We start from the raw sequence: 25,245 nt of genomic DNA, 5'->3' as shown, positions 1-25,245 counted from the left end.
CTGTGTAAAAAATAATTTTAATAGGTAACGAACGATGAAATGAAACAAAAAGAGGATATTTCGTTATTCACATTGTTATTATAACAAAATGCGCAATCTTTGTTTATCCATTATACAAACAAATTTATTACTGGTATAATGAATGATAGATTAGAAGAAACTATTTTTAACCACCCAAATGAAAGCGTTAACTAAATCGATCAAAATAGCTTTTTCTAAGTTTGCTATAAAGATAGACTGTTTTTCAGAAATTAGCTGTTTAAACTATTAATTTAAAAGGATGATCAATATGGAAGTGAAAAAAAAATTATTTGGAGAATTTAATGGACAAAAAATAACATCTTACACCATTAGAAATGCCAATCGCATGGAAGTTACTTGTATTGATTATGGCTGCATTATTACAGAAATAATGGTGTCCAATAAACAGGGAATAATAGAAAATGTAGTATTAGGCTTCGATACCTTGGAAGAATATATTCATTATTCTCCTTATTTTGGTTCTATAATTGGCCGTGTTGCAGGAAGAATTGGTCAATCGGAATTTGAATTAGATGGGATTACTCATCACCTTCCTGAAAATGAGGGGAAAAATCATTTGCATGGAGGTCCCAAAGGATTCCATCATGTTATTTGGGAATCCTTTATAGAAGAGAAAGCAGACGAGGCAAGCATTATATTTTCTTATACAAGTCCTGATGGAGAAGCAGGCTATCCTGGAAATCTGAAGGTTGATGTAAAGTACACCATCAATAATAATAACGAAATAGTCATTGCCTATAAAGCCAATACCGATAAAAAAACACTTGTTAATTTAACAAATCACTCCTATTTTAATTTAAGCGGCAATTTAAGAAGAAACATTCTTGAACATGAATTAAAGATTAGCAGCGACCAGTTTTTGGAGCTGGATCAATCCTTGCTCCCTACAGGAAAATTTATGGAAGTTGCTGACACTGCCTTCGATTTAAGAAAAGGAAAAAAGATACTCGAAGCAGCAGAATCTGATCACCCGCAAAACAAACTTGTTGGCGGCGGATATGATCATCCTTTTTTATTAAATGCCAATACGCTAGATCAAATTTCCCTATCAGATTCTTTCAGCGGCCGAAAACTAGTAGTCCAAACAGATTTGCCTAGTGTTGTTGTCTATACTTCAAATATGCTGGAGGGCAACTTTCAAATTCGAGGAAACTCACCCGAAAAGCATTTGGGAATATGCCTTGAAACACAATTGCCGCCAGATGCTATGAATCATCCAGAATTCCCTTCTATTGTGTTGGATAAGAATGAAACCTATCAATCTAAAACAAGCTATAGATTTACTTTAGTTTAGACATTTCCCTATAATTTTTTTGGCTGCTCCTTTTTATCACTTATATTATTAAATCCCTTTATTTAGAGAAATTATATAAAATACGCTCTCAATAAAGGGATTATTTATGGTAGATAAAACAATATGGATTTTAAGCTTTTTCCACAAAAAACTTTAAAAGCTTAATCAGATATTCCTCCCTTATTCATTTCCATATCCAGCTAACTCATTTCTTAAAAATTCCATATCCTTTTGGGCTACAGTTTACTATTTGATTCCGTTAAATAGGGATAAATGCATGCCAAAATTGCAGCAGACTTTGTTCGATTGATATACAAAGTTTTTTTTTTCATTTTTTAGACATTGATTTTCTAAAAAAACTATGTTATTTTTTATCTAAAGTTAGTTTATTCGATATACAAAGTTTTAAATACAATAAAAGAGGTGCTTTTATCGACAAGTAGACCTACTAGTTAACTATCATATTTTGTAAGCCCTTTATTCATGAAAATTCTACATAGCTATAAGGAGTTGATTAAAGTTGGAAAGTGTGCAGCAAAGACCTGCTTATGAGCAACACAACAGCTCAAAAATACAAATGGGGGAAAAAATAGGATATGCTTCCGGAGATTTAGCGAGCAATTTAATCTATCAAACTATATCCATCTACCTGCTTTTCTTCTATACAAATATCTATGGCTTGTCTGCAGGAGCAGCCGGAACTATGTTTCTTGTCGTTCGTATTATCGACGCAATCAGTGATCCGATTGTAGGAACACTAGTTGATAAAACAAATACACGTTTCGGCAGATTCAGACCTTATCTTTTGTATGGAGCAATTCCATTTGCTGGTTTGGCCTTACTTTGTTTTACTACACCTGATTTTTCTGAAAACGGCAAATTAATATATGCTTACATAACATACACTGGGCTTTCTGTCATTTATACTTTTATTAATGTTCCATATGGGGCATTGACACCCGCCATCACAAATAATAATACGGAAATTGTCAGCATGACTTCTGTTCGTATGATTTTTGCTAATTTAGGCGGGGTTATCGTTGCATATTTTGTGCCTTTTTTATCTGAATACTTTGGAGAAATAACTAATCCCTCAAGAGGCTGGCAGCTTACAATGGGAACTATAGGTATTGTGGGCGCATTGCTTTTGCTATTTTGTTTCTTCAGTACAAAAGAACGAATAAAGCCAGTTAATGAAGAAAAAATTTCCTTCACAGACTTGTTTGAACAGTTCAAAAAAAATCGTCCTTTAGTCATTTTAAGCATTTTCTTTGTTCTTATTTTTGGTGTCAACTCTATTAGTAATTCAATAGGCATTTATTATGTAACATATAATATGGATCGTACAGATCTGGTAAAATGGTATACCGTTTTAGGTTCTATACCAGCCTTTCTCTGCATCCCATTGATTCCAATACTCAATAAAAAAATAGGCAAAAAAGCATTGTTGAATTATTCTCTTCTATTAAGTATACTTGGCACATTTTCTCTTTTGCTTATACCGCCAAACATGGTAGCCTTAATTTTAATTTCACGAATTGTAACCGCTTTAGGCACTTTGACTGCTGGGGCATTTATGTGGGCATTGATACCGGAAACCATTGAATATGGTGAATATGTTACTGGAAAAAGATTAAGCGGTTTAATCTATGCAATCATTGGTTTCTTTTTCAAATGTGGAATGGCATTAGGAGGAGCTGTTCCCGGGCTTGTATTGGCACAATTTGGATATACTGCAAACCAGATACAAACACCGGCTGCTTTATTAGGCATCCTTATTACAACTTCCGTCATACCAGCGATTATTTTGCTGCTCGCATTAATAAATATTAATTTTTATAAATTAGATGATAAGAAATTGGCAGAAATTACGGATACATTAAAAAAACGAGCTTCATTAAAAACTAAAGGAGGTTATTAATATGAAAATTCAAAACCCTATTTTAAAAGGATTTAATCCTGACCCAAGTATATGTCGTGCTGGTGAAGATTATTATATTGCCACTTCTACTTTCGAATGGTTCCCAGGAGTACAGATTCATCATTCTAAAGATCTAGTAAACTGGCGATTAGTTGCACATCCATTAAACCGTATCTCTTTGCTGGATATGAAGGGAAATCCAAATTCAGGCGGCATTTGGGCTCCAGACCTTAGCTACCACGATGGGAAGTTCTGGCTGATTTATACAGATGTTAAAGTAACAGAAGGGATTTGGAAAGATTGCACAAACTATTTGACAACTTGTGAAACAGTCAATGGTGAATGGTCTGAACCTATTCCTTTAACTGGATCTGGATTTGATGCATCTTTATTTCATGATAATGATGGAAAAAAATATTTATTGAATATGTATTGGGATCATCGTACATATAACCACAATTTTTATGGCATTGCCCTGCAAGAATACTGTCCGGAGAAACAGCAGCTGATTGGAGAAAGCAAAATCATCTATAAAGGAACAGATATTAAGTATACAGAAGGTCCACATCTTTATAATATTGGCGATTATTATTATCTATTCACTGCCGAAGGAGGAACAACCTATCAGCATGCTGAAACAGTTGCCCGCTCTAAAAACATTTTTGGGCCTTATGAGACTCAACCGGATTATCCATTATTGACATCATGGCATGATCCCCGAAATACCCTGCAAAAATGCGGGCATGCTTCTCTTCTTCATACACATACAGGCGAATGGTATATCGCTCATTTAACAGGCAGACCACTTCCTGTTGGCGACCAGCCTGTACTTGAACAAAGAGGATATTGTCCTTTAGGGCGCGAAACAGCACTTCAAAAAATTGAATGGGTAGATGAATGGCCTGTTGTTGTCGGCGGCAAGCAAGGTTCCATGACAGTAGAAGCTCCAAAAATGGAAGAAGTGAAATGGGAGGAAACATTCCCCGAGATTGATGATTTTGATAGTGAAAAGCTGAATATTAACTTTCAATCTCTGCGCATTCCTTTAACAGAGGATATTGCATCCTTAAAAAGCAAAAAAGGACATTTAAGATTATATGGAAAAGAATCACTGACATCCAAGTTTACACAAGCATTTGTTGCAAGACGTTGGCAAGCTTTCTCATTTGATGCATCCACCAGCATTTCCTTTTCTCCTGATACCTTTCAGCAAGCGGCAGGACTGACTTGCTATTATAATACGGAAAATTGGACAACTCTTCAAGTGACTTGGGATGAAAATAAGGGAAAAGTGATAGATTTAATCGTATGTGATAATTTTGAGTTCTCACAGCCATTGAAGGAAAATGTTATTTCAGTGCCTGATAATGTAGAGTACGTCCATTTTAAAGTGGAAGTCCGAGTTGAAACCTATCAATATTCTTATTCATTCGATGGAATCAATTGGATTTTGATTCCAGTAACCTTTGAATCCAGAAAACTTTCTGATGATTATATTCGCGGCGGCGGATTTTTTACCGGAGCATTTGTTGGAATCAATTGTATTGATATATCTGGAAAAAATAAACCAGCTGACTTTGACTATTTCACTTATAAAGAGCTGTAAAATTGTATATGATGTTTTATTCTCTGCCCTTTTTACCACCATGCTTACTAAAACAGCATGGTGGTAAAGTTGTTTGCATTGCCGTTTTAATTTTTCAGAAATATAATTTTATTTATACATAAAAATCCGCTTAAACTCCTTGCATACTTTTGTGCTGAATTGTCTATAATGGCTGTTAGTTGCATATGCAATTGTAGATACAACTAAGGAGGCCGCCATGAATTTTATTTATAGACAAAACCTAGTTCTTTTAATCAGATCATTATATTTTTGCATGGAGGAACAATGGTCAGAACTAGGGAGAAAATATGATATTTCCCCTGCCCAGCAGCATGTTCTTTTTATCCTAACCACAAATAATAAAACCTTAACTCCTTCGGAAATCAGTGCAATTGGCTGTTGGCATCTGTCTACAGTCACTAGACTGCTGAAACCGCTAAAAGAGAGAGGATTTATTACTATTATAAAAGATCCTGTACAGTTAAAATTTAAAAAAGTGACGATAACCGAAGATGGGGAAACACTGTTCCTTCAAATTATTGATGATATTGCGAAAAATGATTTTTTTCCTTTTCAAATAAGACCGTTGGGCAAGGAGGAATTAGATTCTTTTTTAAAGTGTGGACAAAAAATTTTAGACGTAAATCGAGGATTATCTTGTAGAGAAAAGATATTTAATGCCAAAATTGATGGTGTTGATTATGCTTAAATTATTCTTTGTGAATAAATCAATAAATTTTAACTTAAGGCGAAGAAAATGACATTAGTTTATATCAGCATTTTTATACTGGTTTTTTTATCTATTATTGTTCCTAAAAGAATATCTATGATAGAGATTTATGCAACTTCTTTTTTTGCCTATTCTTTTGGAATTACAACAGATATTATTCTAAACTTCAAATATGATTGGTATGGATATGGAGAAGAAGGTGCTCAAATATACACGACGATATGTCTGATACTAGTTTACTTTTCCATCAATATACTGTATCTTAATTTTTTCCCTTTTTCTTTAAAAGCGCTTCATAAAACACTGTACATTTTATTGTGGACTTTATTGTCGATAGCTTATGAAGCATTTATTGTTCACACACATATGTTTTATTACAATGAATGGAAATTATGGTACTCAGCAATACTTTACCCCATTATTTTCTCTATTTTAATAGGTAATTTGATTTTAGTAAAAAAGCTGTTGTTAAAATTCAAGCAAAACCAAATGCAATAGCCTTGCTGGATCACTATTTAAATTAAAAAGCTTAAAAGAAAATTGTCATCAATTCAATGACAATTTTCTTTTTTATATTTTTCACCATAGCTCTCTCAAAAAGGGCAATTATTTTTTCCAATTAAAGCAGCATTTATTCCTGCCGCTCTCTTTTGCTTTGTATAAAGCAATATCTGCTTCTTTAAATAATTCTTCCATATTACCAGTATTAGCAGGGTAAAACGATACACCTATACTAGCAGTAATTTGCAGCTTCTTGCCTTTTATATACATTGGTTTACGCACGGCTCCAAATATTCTGTTTGAAATTGCGGCAGCATCTTGTTCACTTGATAATTCTGGAAGTACAACGGTAAATTCATCCCCTCCAACTCTAGATAACGTATCCATCTTTCGAAGAGAGCTCCGCACACGCTTTGCAAATTCCTTGATTACTTCATCCCCTATATCATGTCCAAATGTATCATTTATCTGCTTGAGTTTATCACAGTCCAGAACCATTAAAGCAGTTATTTTCCCTGTTCGCTCTGAAGTATATATAGATTGCTGAAGACACTCTACAAATTTCCGCCTGTTCGGCAGGCCAGTTAGATGATCTGAATACGCCATTTTAGCCAGTTTTTTTCATTTTTTCTTATTTCTGTTATATCATTCGATATAGCTACAATTTTTTCTATTTCCCCTTCTGGATTTAAAACAGGCACAAAATCTGTATTTAGCCAAATATAATGACCATCTTGATGTATACGCCTTAAATTAATCTGGAAGTATTTTTTTGTTTTAAGCATTTCTTCAAATTTCTTTTTAATCTCTTCCATGTCATCCTGGTGTATTGTGGCATACAATGAATTGCCTATCATTTTTCTTACTGGATAGCCTAAAATCTTCTCAATAGCAGGTGATGCATAAATAATTTTCCCTTGTGGATCCAGCACTTTAATAATATCCATCGAATATTCTGCTATGATTCGGAAACGTTCTTCACTTTCACTTGTTGCCTTTTCGGCTCTTTTTTTTGTTGTCACATCTCTAAACATAACTACAACAGATGTTTTCCCGCCATCTTTGATTGGTGCAAAGGCTGCCTCTGCATAAATAATATCTCCTTCAAGATTAAGAAACCTTTCTTCAATAAATTCTCCTTTCTCCCCTTTACAAATGGTCTCCCGCATACGTTCTTCCACTTGTTTATGGTCACTTGGATAAACAAAATCTAAAATTGATTTTCCGATAGCCTGACTTTGGCTTTTTGCTTTTAAAAGAGATAATGCCCTTTCATTGATAAAAGTTATTTTTCCTTCAGTTTGTACAAGTATTGCTTCAGGAGAAGCTTCTGCAATATTTCTGAATTTTTTTTCTTTTTCTTTTATCACCTTCAATGTATTGATGTATTCTGTGACATCTCTATAGGTCCCCACAGCTACAATATTTCCTTTATTAATTGGCCGATATGCTGCTACTACATCTATAATGGTTCCATCTTTATGCTTTCGCTGTGTTTCAAAATGAGGGATTTTTTCTCCCATTCTTAAACTTGTTATGAAATTATCTAGCTGTTTTAAATGGAATTCAGGATGAATTGGAGATACAGGCAAATTATTCATTTCTTCTGCCGTCCATCCAAGCATCTCTTCAAAAGCTGGATTGGCTTTAAAAATCCTTCCATTTTGTCCAATCATAAATATGGCATCTGAAGTATTATGCCAAACAAGCTCTAATTCTTCCTTTGTGTTTGTTATTTCCATTTCCATTTTCTTCTCTTCTGTAATATCACGAGCAATGCCGGAAATTCCTTCTACTTGTCCAAATTCATTATAAATAGGAGATAAAGAGATGCTCATATCAAGCAATTCACCCGTCTTTTTCTGTCTCTTAACATGAATTCCTTGCATTTTCTTTCCAAGCAATACTTGCTCATTCAAGCTATTTGTTTCCTTTTTCATCCAATTCGGGATAATAGGAGGTTCTTTTCCAATTACTTCATTCTCTGTAAAACCATATACTTTTGTAAATGCATCATTAATAAATATAGCTTTCCCTTCTAAATCTGTCATAGATATAGAATCAGTACTGTCATTTATAAAAGATTCTAGTCTTGATTTTAAAAGACTAAGTTCTTCCGATGCTTTTTTTTCCGATGTAATGTCCCTTGCAATTCCATATACACCTTTTATTTGTTCTTCTATAATAATAGGAATATTTTTTACATTTAGAAAAACTTCATATCCCGCTTTATGATAAATAGATGTTTCATATCGCACAGGTACCCCTTGAACAGATTTCTGAAATAATTCCTGTACTCTTTCCAATTCTTTTGTTGACATCAGTTGGGAGAAATTCGTTCCAATTATTTCTTCATTTCTGTATCCGGTAATATTTTCCGTCGCATTATTCACTTCAAGAAAATATCCATCTGTATCTAACATAAAAATAGCGTCTTCATTATGATCTAAAAGAGAAGCTAATAGCTGCTCTTTTTCTTGTAGACGATTGCGGGATTGTTGAAGTTCTTTTAGTTGCTTGCTTTTCTCTGAGATATCGCGAACTACTGCGATAATATAGACATCTTCCTTATCTATAAATGGAGTTAGCACTGTTTCATTAATCATTATATTGCCGTTTGGAAGGATAACTTGATCCTCAAATGTTACTACTTTTTTGGATGAATAAGCTTTCAAATAATGATGTGCAATAAATTCTATTTCCTCGGGAATTAACACTTCTTCAAAGGTTTTGCCAAACACACTTTCATCAGCACCTAAAATTGATAATCCAGCTTGATTTGCAAATAAATATTTGCATTGCTCATTCTTTACTTCTACTAAATAAATCAGATCCTGTAATGAGTTTAATGCAGTCATAAAAAATTTAATAACCTTAGGCAAATCACCTTGAAGTTTATTAATAATCTGATCTAATTCCATGCTCTTTCTACCATCCTTAGGAACGTTCTTATGTTGTAATGTAATATTCAATATAGGATTAGCTTATTGTATGTTAGTTATTTATACTAGCTCTATAACCTATTTTTATATACCTTCTCTATCCATCAAAATTCATTAGATAATTGATTTTATCTTCCGTGACAAAACTGCATTCTGGAACTAATGGGCTATTGTGATACTTGACTAAGAACTTATTTAGTATTGAAGATATTTCATCTATTTCTGCCCCATTCATTAAAAACTGAAGGCCATATTGATGAATATCCTGCACTTCCTGTTTCCATACAACATATCCAGCCATTTTTATTTGTTCATTCATTATAGTTGTTTCAAATTGCAGCAGGATTTCAGGACGCACCGGCAAATCGATAGTGGAAAGAAATCTTATGCCTTCAAGACCCAAATCTTCCAACAACACCTCTGTTTTTCCCAAATCAACTTTTTTCCCCTTTATTGAAGCAACAGACATTTTAGCGCTGAGCGGATAATGTAGTTGTATTCTGTTGTGTTTCCTCCTATCGGAAATTTCACCTGTTTTGGACGGCTCGCAATCAGGTTTAAGGATTGATTTTTTTAATAAGGATTGAAATTCTTCTTTTTCAACAGGCTTACTAAATAAATACCCTTGAATTTCATTGCACTCTTGTTCACGCAAAAAGGAAAGTTGTTCTTTGGTTTCAACCCCCTCAGCCACTACTTTCATTTCCAATCCTTTTGCCAAAAAGATAATCGATTTAACAATCATTTCATCTTTTCCTGAAACTGAAATATTTCTGATAAAGGATCTATCAATTTTAATTGTATTTATCGGATATTGCTTTAAATAGGTTAACGAAGAATAACCAGTTCCAAAATCATCCAGAGCTATACTGATTCCCCTTTCTTTTAATAATTGTATAGCTGAACTTACAGCCTCTTCATGCTGAATTAGTGTAGTTTCTGTTATTTCAAATTCTATTAGCCTTGGGCTGACGTTTGTTTCTGTTAGCACTTTTTCAACTGTATCAATAAAATCATTTTTTAAAAATCTTTGCGCAGAGATATTAATGGATATCGGAATGACAGGAAGTTTCATTTTTTGCCATATTTTAATATACTGACATACTTGTTGAAATACCCAATCTCCAATTTTTATAATTAATCCATTCTCCTCTGCCAGTGGAATAAATTCTCTCGGAGATACAACTCCCCATTCAGGATGTCTCCATCGCAGCAATGCCTCTGCACTTACGATTTTCCCTGTAGAAGCATCTATCCTAGGCTGAAAATGAAGAAATAGTTCCTCCTTTTCAATCGCTTTCCGCAAATCCCGTTCAAGAGCATAAAGCTTATAAGAAGAAAGATTTAATAAAGAGGAATATATTTGATAATTGTTTTTCCCCATCTCCTTTGCTCTATGCAAAGCAGCATCTGCATTTTTCATTAGTTTTTCTACAGTTTCTCCATTAAGAGGAAAAGTACTTATACCAACACTTGTAGTTATATATAATTCAAAATCATCAATTAAAAATGGTTTATTCATGCAATCAATAATGCTTTTGGCAACCAAAATAGGAAAATCAGAAACTTTATAGTCCCAAAGAAGGATCCCAAATTCATCTCCTCCGATTCTTGCAAATAAAGAATTGCCCTTTAATAATTCGCCGACTCTTACTGTAAATTGTTGTAATAGTTTATCGCCAATACTATGCCCAAGTGTGTCATTAATATTTTTAAACCGATCAAGATCTAGATACATCATAACCAAATCATTTTTATTTATTTCAAAACGATTTACTAGTTCTTCCATTTTCTCATCGAACATTCTTCTGTTCGGCAAGTTCGTTAAATAATCATGATAAGCTAAATAAGCAATTTGCTCTTCCGCTTTTTTTATTTTCGTAATATCTGAAACAATACCATCAATTCTGACCAATTTCCCTTCGCTATTGAGTACTGGAATTTTCTGATCTTGAACCCATCTTATCTCCCCATTTTTTGCAACAATGCGATAATTCTGATGAAGAGTTTCTCCTGAATAGAGCTTTTTTTGCAGATTATTAAATTCAAAAAGATCTTCTGGATGTACAATTGATTCCCAAGTTCTATTTATAATCTCCTTTGATGAATAACCAGAAACGGCTTCCACTCCTGGTGAAGCCAGTTTAAAAATATGATTAACCATATCATAGGACCAGATTCCTACCTCCAAGTTATCATATATATTTCTCAATTTTTGTTCTGTTTCTTTAAGTTTGATTTCAGCTATTTTTCTTTTCGTTATATCTTGGATAGTTCCAATAAACCTGACGGGCACCTGATTTTCATCTAAAATAACATCCGCCTGTTCATATACATATATATAAGTACCGTCTGCACGCATAATTCTAAATTCTATATTATAGCTGTGGCGTTTTTTGATTGCATTTTTAAAAGTGAAATCAAAGTGTTCTCGGTCGTCTGGATGAATTCTGGACAAAATCTTCTTATAAGTTGGCACAAATTCCTTTTTATTTTTAATGCCGTACAATTCAAAGGTTTGATTCGACCAATACGACTCATCTTCAATAAGGTCATGGTCCCAGCTTCCAATTTTGGCTATCTGCTGTGCTAATTCCAAACTATCTTTTATTTTTGATAATTCCTTTTCATTTTCTATCTTTGATGTAATATCCTTTGCTACTCCATATATGCCTATCACTTGCTGGTTCTCTTCATCTATTATGGGAATAAAATTGATTTCAGCATGTAGTTTTTGACCATTTTTGTGAAAAACTTCAGCAATGAAATTTTGACATTCACCTTTAAGAGCCTCCTTTAGATATTTTCTTCTTAAAGGCTGATAATCATCTGCATAATATTTTTCTAAATCTCCAACCAAGTCGCTTTTCTCATATCCAAAAATTCGTTTTATTGAATTGCTGAAATTTATTAAATTTCCTTTTGTGTCTAATATAAATACGCTATCCGGATGATTTTGAAATAATGTTGTAACACTGTTTTTATTAAGTAAAGAATCATAATCTATATGAATAGAATAAGGATTCTCTATAGAGGAGTTTTTCTTTTTTCGCTTTAAGAACTTAAATCTTTCCATAAAAATGCCCTCCTTACCTATATGCATATATAAACTACTGATTTTTATTGGTTTTTCCGAATAATTATTTTATTTTTCTGATTCTATTATTAAATATTTAACTGCTTAGCAGCACTATGTTTGTTTTCTAAATAAAGTTTTCCCATTTAAGCAGAATAAAGGTATTAGTGCCTATCCCTATTTCCCCTAACAAAAATTAGGAACATTTCCCTATTTTAGACACTTTCTTTTTAATCTACTTCTATTACTTTTCTCCTTATTTTTTTATCGAACACCTACATTATTCTTATATATACACTAAGGATATAGGAAAAACCAACTGTTTCCAACATATAATTTTTCCCAATATTTAGCGTGTTTTGTATAATAATGTAGATTTTATCCCTCATTAAACGGGAGTAACACTATTTCTTGAAATTAAGAAAACTTTAGATGGGCAAATTTCCCGTCAAATCAATTGATAGCCGATTGGATAGAGATAAAATTCTCTATCTTCTACAATAGCATTAATAAGAAATGCCCTTGAAATAATTTTCAAGGGCATTTCTTATTAATTTAATTAATATTTAAACTTTTAATATATTTCAAAAATGCAATTTTTCCTGTCTCATTTCTTTTAAAAACGCCTGCATGATGAAGAAGCTTTTCAAATACAATGCCAATTTCCTTTTTTATAATTTCTTCCGCATTTTCTTTTGATAGATCAGGATACTTTGCTTTTATTTCCTTTGCCCACTCTAAATGTTTTATAATTTCTGCATGTTTTCGTATCGATTCTTTATAATCTGCTAGTGGCAGAAGCTGTTCTAGTAAAGCCATTTCCTCTTTCAATCGGCCAGGAAGCACCGCTAATCCCATTACCTCAATCAACCCAATATTTTCTTTCTTAATATGATGCACTTCCTCATGTGGATGGTATATCCCTAGAGGATGCTCATCACTTGTACGATTATTTCGAAGAACTAAATCGATTTCAAACAGGCCCTCACGCATGCGAGCAATAGGAGTGATCGTATTATGGCGCATAGAATCTGTATATGCAATAATTTCCGCACTAGGATCACTGTAAGCAATCCAGCTCTGCAAAATATAATCTGAAGCATCAATTAAGTCTTGGATTGCTTCTCCTTGTAATCGAATAACGCTCATCGGCCATTTTACTATTCCAGCGCAAATATGAGGAAACTCCTCCAGTGGAAAATATTCTTCTATTTCTGCCTTAGCCATCGGAAACTCATGACTGCCTCCTTGATAATGCTCATGGGATAATATAGAGCCTCCGACTATCGGCAAATCAGCATTGGAGCCAATAAAATAATGGGGGAATTTCTCTACAAACTGCAATAATCTTTTAAATGTTTCCTTTGTAATTTGCATTGGTTTATGTTCAGCAGAAAAACAAATGGTATGTTCATTATAATAAACATATGGTGAAAATTGAAAATACCATTGTTCTTTATTTAGTTCTACTGGAATAATTCGATGGTTTTGCCTTGCTGGATGATTGACTCTTCCTGCATATCCCGCATTTTCTTTACACAATAAACATTTAGGATAATTGTTTTGCGCTAGTTTTTTTGCCGCAGCAATTGCCACTGGATCCAATTCAGGTTTGGATAGGTTAATGGTAATTTCTATCTCGCCATAATCTGTTCCAACAAGCCATTCTTCATTTTTGGCGATTCTGTCTGTGCGGATATAATCTGCGTTTTTCGATAATTCATAAAACCAATTAGTTGCTTTCTCCGGACTCTCTTTATCATATGTTTCATAAAATTTACGGTTGATTTCTGATGGCAATGGAACAAAGCACCCCATTATTTTTGTATCCAATAAGTCCCGATAAGTAATCGTGTTTTCTGAAAGTCTGCCATTATCAGCTGCCCAATCTAAAATATTCGCCATAATCTCCTGCAGCATACCCCTTTGTTCTGCCAGTTGATTGGACTCTTCAAATTCAGTCAAATCGAGCGCTTCTAATATTTTATTGCGAACTACTTCAATGTCCCATTCTGTTATTAATTTTTTCTTCAAGCCATATTGAATGAGTTGTTCTACTTCATTATATATATTCACATCTATCCCTCGCCTTTTAAAAAAGAGAGTTTCTTTATTTCCTAGTCTCTTCCTATTATTTATTTTGATAGCCGTTTGGATTTGCTTGAAACCAATTCCAAGCACTATTGATGATAGTTTCTAATGATGGATATTTTGGCTGCCAGCCAAGCTCTTGTTTTGCTTTTTCAGCAGAGGCCACAAGCCTTGCTGGGTCTCCTTCCCTTCTCGGAACTACTGCTGCTGGAATAGCATGGCCTGTTATTTTTTTTGCTGCATCAATTACTTCTTTCACAGAAAATCCATTTCCGTTCCCCAAATTATACGTGCCGCTTGTTTCATCACGATGTAATTTATCTACTGCCAATAAATGAGCAGCGGCTAAATCTGTTACATGGATATAATCTCTAACACACGTGCCGTCTTCTGTATCATAGTCATCGCCAAAAATGCTGATGCTCTCTCGTTTTCCTAAGGCTACATCCAGTATGATAGGAATTAAATGCGTTTCAGGAAAATGATCTTCTCCTAATTTGCCTTCCATATGGGCGCCTGCGACATTAAAATAGCGCAATACAACATAGCGAATGCCGTAAGCAGCTTCTGACCACTTCAGCATTTTTTCAATGGCCAGCTTTGTTTCCCCATAAGGATTGGTTGGAACCGTTGGATCATTTTCTTGAATAGGGAAGTTTTTTGCTTCCCCATAGGTTGCTGCTGTAGAAGAGAAGACAATTTTTTTCACATTATGCCTCTTCATTACTTTTAATAAAACCAATGCCCCATTTACATTATTGTCATAATATTTTAACGGTTCTACAACACTCTCGCCGACTAGTGAATCTGCCGCAAAGTGAATGACTGCCTCTATTTCATTGTGTGCAAAAACTTCCTGCAAAAACTTTTCATCTCGCAAATCTCCTTGGTAAAATGCTGCACCTTCTAAAATTGCTTCTTTATGTCCTGTCTGTAAATTATCAACAACAATTACTTCCTCATTTCGGTCCAATAATTCAGAAACAGTATGACTGCCAATATATCCTGCCCCACCACAAACTAAAATGGCCAATCCTATTCCTCCTTCTATTGCTTTTTATTATTTTGTCATTTCTTTTTGAATAATTTCTTTTGCTCCTTCTCCTACTTGAACCACATAAAAATCTGCTTGCAAGCTTGTTTTGGCAGTATACTCTGCTCCCACTTCCTCGATAAATGAATTCAACTGGCTATTCTCTACAATACTAATAGTGCAGCCTCCAAATCCCGCTCCAGTCATGCGCGACCCAATAACTCCTTGTTTTGTCCATGCAGCCTCCACTAATGCATCCAATTCTTTTCCTGTTACTTCATAATCCTCCCTTAAAGAAATATGGGACTCATTCATTAATTGGCCAAAGCCTTTAATATCTCCACCAGTTAATTTCACGACTGCTTCTTTTGTTCTTGCATTTTCATAAACAGCATGTTTTGCTCTTTTTCTCTCAATCTCATTTTTTATTAGATGCTTATTCTTCTCAAACGCTTCTGGCGTCATATCTCCCAATGATTGAATTGCCATTTCTTTTTGCAGATCAGCCAATGCATTTTCACACTCACTGCGTCGCTCATTATATTTGGAATCTGCAAGTCCTCTTCGTTTATTAGTATTAGCGATAACAAGTGATGCATCCTTTAATTCTAGTGGACTATGCATATATTCTAATGTTTGGCAGTTTAGCAGAACCGCGTGCTCGCTTTTTGTCATTCCAATTGCAAATTGGTCCATAATCCCGCAGCTTACACCGATAAATTCATTTTCCGCCTGCTGGCAAAGCTGGACAAGCTTAAGCGGATTCACATCTAACCTATAGAGATTTTTTAATAAAGTTGCTGTCGCTACTTCAATAGAGGCTGAAGAAGAAAGACCTGCTCCATTTGGTATTTCTCCTGCAAATAGAACATCAAAGCCTGTATCAAGCTCCATTCCCTGCTGCTCAAAAACATGGATAACTCCTTTTGGATAATTGGCCCAATCATGTTTCTCTTCATATTTTAATTCATTTAATGAAAATTCAATTAAACCAATCTCTTCATAGTTGGCTGAATACATGCGGACAAGATTGTCTGATCTTTTTTTGGCAATCGCATATGTGCCAATCGTCAGAGCACATGGAAATACATGCCCTCCATTATAATCTGTATGTTCGCCAATTAAATTAACACGGCCTGGCGCAAAAAAAGTGCGCACACCTTCTGCATTTGTTTGAAACACATCTGCAAATTTTCTTATTAGTTCTTCCTTAGTCATCTAATATCACCCATCTATTCGTATTTTTATATTAAGCGTTTACATATTTTTATTTTATGGTTTTTACTTTATCTGCTCAATGGTAAAATTAAACGTATAAAAGGGTATTATTTTGCTGTTGATTTATTGGGATGGAAATGCTTCATTACGTATTAACAGGCTTTTGTTCCCATCTAAGGAATGATAAGAAAAAAAGAGAAATCTCCATCTAGATGGGGAGAAACTTGCTCATAAAATCCTGATATATGCCTCTCCCAATAATCAGTGAGAACGTGGCCGTCCTACGGATTGAAGTTTTACTTTATTTCCAATTCCATAGAATCTGCCTTTTCTACTCTTCCATAGAAAGCAGGGATATATTTTGCAAAAAAAAGATTATAATATTTTTGCCTATCGCTTTAGCGAGCAATTGACAAAAGAAGTGGCGCAGATCTGGTCTATTGGCTGGGAAAAGCAAACAAGCTCCCTCTACAACTGGAAAGGAAAAAAACGTAAAGAAGACAGCATGTTTGTTTTTCAATATACAGTTTCTGGTTTTGGAATTCTTGAGTTTGGAGGAAAGGAATATAAATTAAACGCAGGGAAAGCATTTTTAATCGATATCTCTGAAGAATATTGCTATTATCTACCAAAAAACAGTGAGCATTGGGAATTTATTTTTATTACCCTTTATGGTGATGCAGTAAAAAAATGCTGGGATTTCATTCACACACATGATAAACCAGTCATTCATCTGCATACAGAAGCAAATCCGATTCTTCATCTTTTGCAAATCTATCAGATGGCTAGTGAAAAAAATATAAAAAATGCTTACCAGGCTTCCGGTTTTGCTTATCAATTTGTAATGGATCTTTACCAATATATAAAAAATTCAGGCAACAAAGATCTGCCTGAGGGCATATTAAATGCTACTCTTTTTGCCCAGCATCATTATCATGAAGAAATTGGCCCTGATGAAATGGCCGCAGCTTCTGCTCTTTCGAGATTTCACTTTACCCGTCTATTTAAAAAAACAACTGGCATGACTCCCATACAATATTTAACAAATTTACGCATTTTAAAAGGGGCAGAATTATTATATGAAACGAAATATTCCATTGAGGATATTGCTAAAAATATCGGATATGCTAATGCTAATTATTTTACAAAAGTGTTCCGCCGTTCTACTGGGATGACTCCAGGTGAATTTCGAAAAAGCAATCAAATTCCCTCTAATGATATCTTTCTTTAATAGAAGATGCTTAAATCACCGAAAATAAGATAGTGATTTACTCATCTTCTTTTTCTTCAGCAAAAATTTCAAGATGCAAGGAACCCTTTTCATAGATAAAATTTAGTTTTTTGCCTGGAGTCAGCATATTTTCTAGAATATCTTTTGATGCTTGCAATGCCATTTCCATTCTCTCTACTTTTTCTGCATCAACTTCTGTTAATTCCTCCTTATTAATCTTCTCCACACTTTTTAAATGATTATAAACAGATTGATAAATTTGATCATATAATTTTTCCATATTCCTTTTACATACTCCCTTTCTATTTCGCAAATATCTTAAATAATGTTAATAATAGCATATTTTTGCTCTTTATTAATGAAATCAACAGCAAAAATTTCTCTCCTTGCACCCTTGCTAGATAGAACTTATTTGCCAAAGTCTTCGAGTTGTTTTATCTACATAAAAAGTCTGCAGAATTATTCTGCAGACTTTTTATGTAGATAATTAAACCTCTTTTATACGCCAAACATAGCTTTGAAAATCTCCTTGGATATCATGTGGCACACTTAATCCAACATACGCTAACTCATCGCCGCCATAAACCTGCCCCAAATTTTCCACTATATATTTCTTTTTGGCATCCAAGCCTTTTAATCGAATAGAACGTAATGGTGCAGCAGGCTCTGCCAATACACGGAAATAGAAAACTAGACTTTCCGTTTTTTCTTTATTTACAAACAACCATGCCGTTTCATTCCCTTCAAAAGGGCTTAATAAACGATAAAAATCTCCAAATTGAATTAAATGGCGATGCTCTTTATAAAAAGCAGTTTGTTTTTTTACTGCTTCTTTTTCTTCTTCCGTCAATTTCGTTAAATCAAGTTCATAGCCTAAGTTTCCAGACATCGCTACATCTCCACGCATCTCAATGGACGTAATTCGATGTACTTGGTGGTTAGGAACAGCTGAAACATGGGATCCCATTGATACAATTGGATACACTAGACTTGTTCCATACTGAATTTTCAAACGGGAAATGGCATCCGTATTGTCACTCGTCCATGTCTGCGGCATATAATAAAGAATTCCTGCATCAAATCGGCCACCGCCGCCAGAACAGCTTTCAAATAAAATATGTGGGAATGCAGTTGTAATTTCCTCCATTACTTTGTATAAGCCTAACATATAACGATGAGCTGTTTCTCGCTGCTGATCGCTTGGCAATAAAGCAGATCCTATTTCTGTCATATGGCGATTCATATCCCATTTCACATAAGAAATCGGTACACTTGAAAGAATAGCACTCACTTGTTTGATAATTTCTTCGCAAACATCTTCTCTTGAGAAATCAAGTATTAATTGATTACGGCTTTCTGATTTGCGGCGATTAGGGACATGCAGGCACCAATCTGGATGTTTTCGATATAAATCACTATCAACAGACACCATTTCTGGTTCAAACCAAAGACCAAATTGCATATCACAATTTTCTACCCGTTCTGCTAATTCTTTTAAACCATTTGGCAATTTTTCTTCATGAACAAACCAGTCTCCCAATGAAGATGTGTCGTTATCTCTTTTGCCAAACCAGCCATCATCCAAAACAAATAATTCAATGCCTAGTTCTTGACCTGCCGCTGCTATCTCTTCGATTTTTTCTGCATTAAAATCAAAATATGTTGCTTCCCAGTTATTAATTAGAATGGGTCTTTCTTTATCCCGGTACGTTCCTCTGCATAAACGATTGCGGTACAATTCATGGAAGGTTCTCGACATTTCCCCAAGACCTTGATCTGAATAGGTCATCACCACTTCAGGTGTTTGGAATGTCTCACTTGGACCTAGCTTCCAACTAAAGTCAAATGGATTAATCCCAATTGTAACTCTTGTGTTTTGGAACTGATCCACTTCTGCTTGTGCTAAAAAGTTCCCACTATACACTAAATTAAAGGCAAATACTTCACCAAAATCTTCAGTTGTATTTTTTCTTGCTAATGCAATAAATGGATTATGCTGGTGACTGCTTGCTCCCCTAGCACTTTCAATCCCTTGCAATCCTGGACGCAATGGCTGTCTTTCCACTTGCCTTTCTTTGCCCCACGCACCCGGCAGATGAATAAGCTCAAAATCAGCTTCACGAAAATCTATATTTGCACTTAGTGCTCGTAAGATTTTCAGATTTTCTGTTCCTACATTTTTGATAGCTGCAGAGCGCGTGATTACATTATAATCAGCAAAGACTGTATAAGTTAATTTCACTTCTAATCCTGCAACTAGATCTTCCAATAAAATTTCCAATGTCTCTGCTTCTTTTGCGTCTTCCACGTATGTTGCAGGAAGCCCGAGCAGTTTCTCTTTTCCTTGTTTAATTTCATGAGACTTATAGCGTAAATCAGTAATTGTTGAACCATTTTCCAGCTGTATTTGAAAAGCTGGTTTACGAAAATCTGTATTTCCATATTGCGGGTATTCTTGTGGTGTCGTATCTAACGAAAAGGTGCGATCTTCTTTATTTGGATTTCCGGAAAAGGCCCGATCTAAAAACTGCAAAGGATTGCTGTTTCCAAACGACTGCACTTTTTTCCCCCAATAAAGATGCACTAAATAATTTTCTTTTAATATTTCCATTGCATAGCTAGTGTCTTTTGCGCTTAAGTGAAAAATCTTTTTCTGCTCATCAAAATGTATTCCCATCATTTATTCCCTCTCTCTTTCTATTTAATTGCTCCTCGTACAACTCCTCCAATTAGCCATTTCTGTGCGAAGATATAAACAATTACCATTGGAGCAAGTGCTAAAATATAGGATGCAAATGCTAAGTTAAAATCGGTTCCAAATTCAGTTTGGAAAACATATTGAACAAGCGGCAACGTGTAATCTCCTGAATCGTTCAAAATAATAAGTGGAAGCATAAAATCATTCCAAGTCCATAAGCATGTTAAAATTCCTACTGTCGCATTAATTGGTGATAATAATGGAAAAATAACTTTCCAGAATACTTTCCAAGTACTGCAGCCATCTACAATTGCTGCTTCTTCCAATTCTTTTGGAATAGAGCGGATATATCCTACATAGATAAACACATTTGTCGACATTCCATACACAATGTAAAGCAAAATCAATCCCCACGTATTATTCATTCCAAGTAATGATGTTTGTTTTACAATTGGAAGCATAATGATTGGAAATGGAATAAACAATGCACTGACAAAATAAAAATATAAACCTTTGAAAAATTTGCGATGCATATTTCTTGCTATTGCATATGCAACAAGCGAATTTGTTAATATAGTAAAAACAAGTGTAACCACTGTTATCACAACACTATTTTTTAATGCTTGGAAAAAATTCGTTGCCTCAATGGCACGTACAAAGTTTTCAAAATGAAGCCCGATTGGAAACGCTAATGCTGATTTCGCCAATTCATCCGGCGTTTTAAGTGCAATAGTTAATGCGATATATAATGGAAATAGTACCAGCAATGAGCCAAGGGCAATTAACGTTGTTACACCCCAATTTGTTTTCTTTGCCATTACATGTTCATCTCCCTTTTTTGCAGTACTTTAATTTGGAAAACAGATATTAACATGATCACGATAAAGTAAATAACAGCATTTGCCGATTGATATGCAAATTCTCCTCCCATAAATCCGCCTGTATAGATTAATAGAGAAATTGATTCTGTTGCACGTCCTGGACCGCCATTTGTTAATGCAATAATTTGATCAAAAACCATTAAGAAGTTTTTCATGGATAAGACCATATTGATTGTAAAAAATGGTGCAATGACTGGAAATGTAATTTTCCAGAATGACTGCCATTTATTAGCTCCATCTAAGCTGGATGCTTCATATAATTCAACCGGCACTGTCTGCAATCCAGATAGATATAAAATGACGTTAAACGCACATGCCTGCCAAACAGCTACAATTAAAATTCCAATCCAAGCTAAGCTTTCACTGCCAAGAATATTAGAGGATAAAAAGCCGATATTCATTTTTTCACCAAGATCTGGAATAACATTTGCAAATAAATAATTAAAAATGAATCCGACAACAAGAACACCTAAAACATTTGGCAAAAAGTAGACTGCTCGAAAGAAGTTCTTCCCTTTAATCTTAGAATTAAGTCCAACTGCAATTGCTAAACTAAATATATTTACAAGAATGGTTGCAACAATAGCAAATTTAAAAGTAAATAAATAAGAGTTCAGTACATTAGTATCTTTAAATAAATTGATATAATTTTTAAAACCAACAAAATTATAAACTAAGCTCAGTCCATCCCAGTTGGTAAAAGAATAGTAGATTCCTTGGAGAGCAGGATACGTGTGAAATGCAGCAAATAATACAACAGCAGGTATAGCCATTAAATAATAGGCTAAATTTTTCGAAATCTTTTTTCGCTTTTTATGAATAATTGTTTTTGGAGGAGTAATGGCATTTTTTTCAACGGTCACATAATTTTTTTCCATTTTATCCACTTCCTATAATTTAGATAAATTCTTGTTTCCTCGAACACCATCTTTACCAAAGACAGTGTTTGAGGAAACGCTTTAAATTTTACTTGCGATTTTGAACTTTTTTCCATTCACTTTGTAGCGTATCTAGGAAACTATCAATATCTTTTTTCTGCGCTAAAGTTTGCAAGTTTTTATCAAGAGCAACACCTACAGGAACATAGTGATCTGGAAAATCTGTTAATGCACCTGAATCAAAATTGGTTTGAAGTCCTTCTAAGATAGCATCTTTTTGTTCAATGCCAATCTGTGCTGAAAATGCCTTTTGTTCTTCAATATAGGTTTTTGCATTTTCTTCCTCTAATAAAAATTCAACAAATTTCTTAGCTTCTTTAGCATGCTTTGTTTGAGAAGAAATACTTAATTGTAAATCTACACCAGATACTAATTTATTTTTCGCAGTATCATTAACAGCAGGGAATGGGAATACTCCTAATTCGATATCTGGATTTGCTTTTTGAATTTCAGGAATTGCCCATACTCCTTGTAAATACATAGCAGACTCCCCATTTGCAAATGCTGTATTACCATCAGAATAAGCATCTCCAAATTGGTCTTTATGGCCTAGCTCTGTAAGCTGAACAAATTTTTCTGCAGCTTCTTTATATCTTGTATCTACTTCAACCTTTCCTTCTTTCAGCAAGTCATAGAAATCATCACCTTGAGTATTGGCTGCTAAAGCATTAAAGGAAGGCAACGTTGTCCATGCATCTTTAAATGTAAAATAGAATGGAATCTTGCTAGCAGATTTTACTTTTTCCGCTGTTGCGATAAATTCATCCCATGTTTTCGGAACTTCTAACCCTAGCTCTTTAAATATTGCTTTATTATAAATAACCCCTACTGCATTAGCTGCATATGGAATAGCAAACACTTTATCTTGTTCACTAACATCCTTTAGCATTTGTATGTATGCTGGCTGGATCTTTTCCAAATTGCTGTCTTTGGTTACATCTTCAAATACTCCTGCCTTGGCCAATTCTTTATAAGTGGAGTTTCCTCCAATCCCAATAACATCTGGAATGTCTCTTTTAGCGATTCGAGTTTTCAAAACAGTTTCTGCTTCTGGCGGACTTTTTTGCTCTATATCAATATTGGGATTTTCCTTTTCAAATTTTTTAATTAACTCATCAAAAGAGCCTATCGCTTCTCTTTTATAATGAAAAAACTCAATTTTTACTTTTCCATCATCACTAGATGCATCTTTAGAACAACCAGTGAAAATAGACAATGATAATAGCCCTGCAGACAATAACGCAATTGTTTTCTTCATTGTTTTCCCCCCATTTTAAGTACTCTAAAAAATAGTTAGTTAAAGTAATTTTCAAACAATTGAATTCGATTACATTTTATCTTAATAAAAACGATCCGCCTCCTTCCTCATAAAAATTTATTTTTAACTCCTTTTTCTACTGATAGACTCTCTTTCAATTAATTCTGTTTGTAAAACTGATTTAATTGGAACTACTCTTCCATTTAACTTATCCAGTAAAAGCTTAGCCGCTGTTTTTCCCATTTCTTCTGTATGCACTTTTACTGTCGATAGTCTTGGATAAAGATAAGCAGCTGCCTCAATATCATCAAAACTAAAAATGGAAACATCTTCAGGAACTTTTATATTTGCTTCATGTAGGGCACGCATTGCTCCGATGGCAATTGGATCGCTTGCTGTAATAATTGCAGTAGGAAATGGTGTCTGTTTAGTTGTTTGTTCCAGCATTTTCTTAATAGAGGAATAGCCTCCATTTGGTCCCCACTCATCAATATAAACATTTCCCTCATTATATAAATGGTGTTCCTGCATCTTTCTTATAAAGGCCTCAAGTCTAACATCCTTGATTTCTTCCATCTCACTATTGCTGATTGTTTTTATAATAGTTTTTCCACCTAGATAGGCAATGTTCTCATGTTCTAATTCCAGTAATCGATCGATAATCTTTTCTGTTGCCTGTTCAAAATCCGATATCACTATATCAAAAGGCCCTGATTTCGGGTCAAAATCACATAGAACTACATTATTATTTGCCTGATAAATTGTTTGTAAATCAACCGCATCAACTCTTCCAATAACAATGATGCCATCTAACTTATTTAGCTCTTCAAGAGGAAATTTTGATTTCCCAATAATCAAAACGTTTGTAATATTAAGTGAAAGTTCTCGACAGATACTTTCCACACCTAAGCGAATAGATAAAAAATATGGATCAATTATTTCCTCTTCTTGTGAAACTGTTAAAATCAGTCCGATATTGTAAGACTTTTTTTCTATCTCTTCTTTATTTGCTTTTTTTCTAGTTAATTTATAATTTAATCTTTCTGCAGTTTCTAATACTTTTTTTCTTGTTTCTTCTGAAACAGATAAAGTAGTATCTCCATTTAATATTCTTGATACAGTGGCATTCGACACACCTGCTTTATTTGCTACATCCTTCATTTTTGTCATTATGCATCAACCGCCTAACTTGTTTTTACTAAAATTAAGTAAAATTATTAAATATAATATAACAAATAAAACGTTTTCAGACAATATTTTTTCAAAATTTAATTAAATATATTTTTAAAAGTAAACTTAATTTCTTTTTTTACTTTTATTGCATTAAAAAACTAATTAACCTATCAAATAAATAGTGTGTTCATAGCTTACAAATAGCTTAACTACTATATTTTTTTATTTAACATCCTTATCTTTGGCATTAAATCAATAATTTCATTTCTTCAAACCCCATTTAAACAAGTAATTATTTTACTAAAAATAATTACTTATAATAAGTAAACAAGGGATTTTTTTAGGAAAAAAACAACTAATTCTTGTTGAATAATCAAAACTAGAAAAGAAAAATTTCATTTTATTTTATTTTCCCCACAAAAAACTCTGATTCTTAACCATATTAAAAGGAAAATATGGGCATTTTATTATAAAATAGAATGGAAATATTTTATGAAAACAGTTCCAATACCTTGCATTTTCCTATAAAATAGAAGAGAAGAAATATTTTTTCTTAATTTAAATTATTATCGTTAAATTTTTTTCACACTTTCTTTTACTTAGATTTTTATA

18 protein-coding genes are annotated in these 25,245 nt (G+C 33.9%); 6 read left to right on the top strand and 12 right to left on the bottom strand.

The features are described 5' to 3' along the window. The first annotated feature begins 289 nt into the window (after positions 1-289). The 5 genes from NCCP28_RS06285 (at position 290) to NCCP28_RS06265 (ending at position 6,091) form a co-directional block, all read left to right on the top strand. The gene (locus NCCP28_RS06285; RefSeq protein ID WP_248560549.1) at positions 290-1,336 is read left to right on the top strand and encodes an aldose epimerase family protein; all 1,047 of its coding nucleotides are present in this window, start codon (positions 290-292) and stop codon (positions 1,334-1,336) included. A 577-nt stretch (positions 1,337-1,913) separates the two neighbouring features. Next, complete coding sequence (locus NCCP28_RS06280) at positions 1,914-3,257, top strand: glycoside-pentoside-hexuronide (GPH):cation symporter (protein WP_248561107.1); 1,344 nt, start codon at positions 1,914-1,916, stop codon at positions 3,255-3,257. Position 3,258: 1 nt separating this feature from the next. Continuing rightward, positions 3,259-4,863 (top strand): glycoside hydrolase family 43 protein, encoded by a 1,605-nt coding sequence (locus NCCP28_RS06275; RefSeq protein WP_248560548.1) that lies wholly within the window; start codon positions 3,259-3,261, stop codon positions 4,861-4,863. Between the two features lie 217 nt (positions 4,864-5,080). Continuing rightward, positions 5,081-5,572 (top strand): MarR family winged helix-turn-helix transcriptional regulator, encoded by a 492-nt coding sequence (locus NCCP28_RS06270; RefSeq protein ID WP_248560547.1) that lies wholly within the window; start codon positions 5,081-5,083, stop codon positions 5,570-5,572. Between the two features lie 48 nt (positions 5,573-5,620). Next, entirely contained in the window at positions 5,621-6,091 is a 471-nt protein-coding gene (locus NCCP28_RS06265; protein WP_248560546.1) for a hypothetical protein, read from the top strand. 108 nt (positions 6,092-6,199) lie between these two features. On the opposite strand, the gene NCCP28_RS06260 is transcribed toward NCCP28_RS06265, so the two are convergent. The 6 genes from NCCP28_RS06260 to NCCP28_RS06235 form a co-directional block, all read right to left on the bottom strand. Further along, on the bottom strand, positions 6,200-6,700 hold the full coding sequence (locus NCCP28_RS06260; protein ID WP_248560545.1) for a GGDEF domain-containing protein: 501 nt from the start codon (positions 6,698-6,700) through the stop codon (positions 6,200-6,202). Beyond that, positions 6,679-9,015 carry a PAS domain-containing protein gene (locus NCCP28_RS06255; RefSeq protein WP_248560544.1) on the bottom strand — a complete coding sequence of 779 codons (2,337 nt, stop codon included), beginning with the start codon at positions 9,013-9,015 and terminating at the stop codon, positions 6,679-6,681. The genes NCCP28_RS06260 and NCCP28_RS06255 overlap by 22 nt, the downstream gene beginning before the upstream one ends. A 118-nt stretch (positions 9,016-9,133) precedes the next feature. Further along, positions 9,134-12,112, bottom strand: a complete 2,979-nt coding sequence (locus NCCP28_RS06250) for an EAL domain-containing protein (protein WP_248560543.1) — start codon at positions 12,110-12,112, stop codon at positions 9,134-9,136. Between the two features lie 555 nt (positions 12,113-12,667). Then, complete coding sequence (galT, locus tag NCCP28_RS06245; RefSeq protein WP_248560542.1) at positions 12,668-14,188, bottom strand: UDP-glucose--hexose-1-phosphate uridylyltransferase; 1,521 nt, start codon at positions 14,186-14,188, stop codon at positions 12,668-12,670. 55 nt (positions 14,189-14,243) lie between these two features. Further along, positions 14,244-15,236, bottom strand: coding sequence for a UDP-glucose 4-epimerase GalE (galE, locus tag NCCP28_RS06240; protein ID WP_248560541.1), 993 nt, complete (start codon positions 15,234-15,236; stop codon positions 14,244-14,246). Positions 15,237-15,263: 27 nt separating this feature from the next. Beyond that, complete coding sequence (locus NCCP28_RS06235) at positions 15,264-16,454, bottom strand: galactokinase (protein ID WP_248560540.1); 1,191 nt, start codon at positions 16,452-16,454, stop codon at positions 15,264-15,266. A gap of 361 nt (positions 16,455-16,815) precedes the next feature. On the opposite strand from NCCP28_RS06235, the gene NCCP28_RS06230 reads away from it, so the two are divergent. Beyond that, complete coding sequence (locus NCCP28_RS06230) at positions 16,816-17,685, top strand: helix-turn-helix domain-containing protein (RefSeq protein ID WP_248560539.1); 870 nt, start codon at positions 16,816-16,818, stop codon at positions 17,683-17,685. Between the two features lie 37 nt (positions 17,686-17,722). On the opposite strand, the gene NCCP28_RS06225 is transcribed toward NCCP28_RS06230, so the two are convergent. The 6 genes from NCCP28_RS06225 to NCCP28_RS06200 all read right to left on the bottom strand — a co-directional run bounded on the left by NCCP28_RS06225 (position 17,723) and on the right by NCCP28_RS06200 (position 24,630). Further along, positions 17,723-17,965 carry a hypothetical protein gene (locus NCCP28_RS06225; RefSeq protein ID WP_248560538.1) on the bottom strand — a complete coding sequence of 81 codons (243 nt, stop codon included), beginning with the start codon at positions 17,963-17,965 and terminating at the stop codon, positions 17,723-17,725. A gap of 207 nt (positions 17,966-18,172) precedes the next feature. After that, a complete protein-coding gene (locus NCCP28_RS06220) occupies positions 18,173-20,362 on the bottom strand; it encodes an alpha-galactosidase (protein ID WP_248561106.1) in 2,190 nt (729 codons plus the stop codon). 20 nt (positions 20,363-20,382) lie between these two features. Continuing rightward, entirely contained in the window at positions 20,383-21,201 is an 819-nt protein-coding gene (locus NCCP28_RS06215) for a carbohydrate ABC transporter permease (RefSeq protein ID WP_248560537.1), read from the bottom strand. Continuing rightward, complete coding sequence (locus NCCP28_RS06210; protein WP_375709379.1) at positions 21,201-22,037, bottom strand: carbohydrate ABC transporter permease; 837 nt, start codon at positions 22,035-22,037, stop codon at positions 21,201-21,203. The genes NCCP28_RS06215 and NCCP28_RS06210 overlap by 1 nt, the downstream gene beginning before the upstream one ends. Positions 22,038-22,230: 193 nt before the next feature. Beyond that, positions 22,231-23,460, bottom strand: a complete 1,230-nt coding sequence (locus NCCP28_RS06205) for an ABC transporter substrate-binding protein (protein ID WP_248560536.1) — start codon at positions 23,458-23,460, stop codon at positions 22,231-22,233. Between the two features lie 123 nt (positions 23,461-23,583). After that, positions 23,584-24,630, bottom strand: coding sequence for a LacI family DNA-binding transcriptional regulator (locus NCCP28_RS06200; protein WP_248560535.1), 1,047 nt, complete (start codon positions 24,628-24,630; stop codon positions 23,584-23,586). Between the last annotated feature and the right edge of the window lie 615 nt (positions 24,631-25,245).

Origin of the sequence: Niallia sp. NCCP-28 (genome assembly GCF_023168165.1) — a bacterium.
In the GTDB taxonomy this organism is placed as follows: Bacteria; Bacillota; Bacilli; order Bacillales; family Cytobacillaceae; genus Niallia.
Note: the sequence above shows the minus strand (reverse complement) of the source record. Positions and strands in the feature narration are given on the sequence as shown.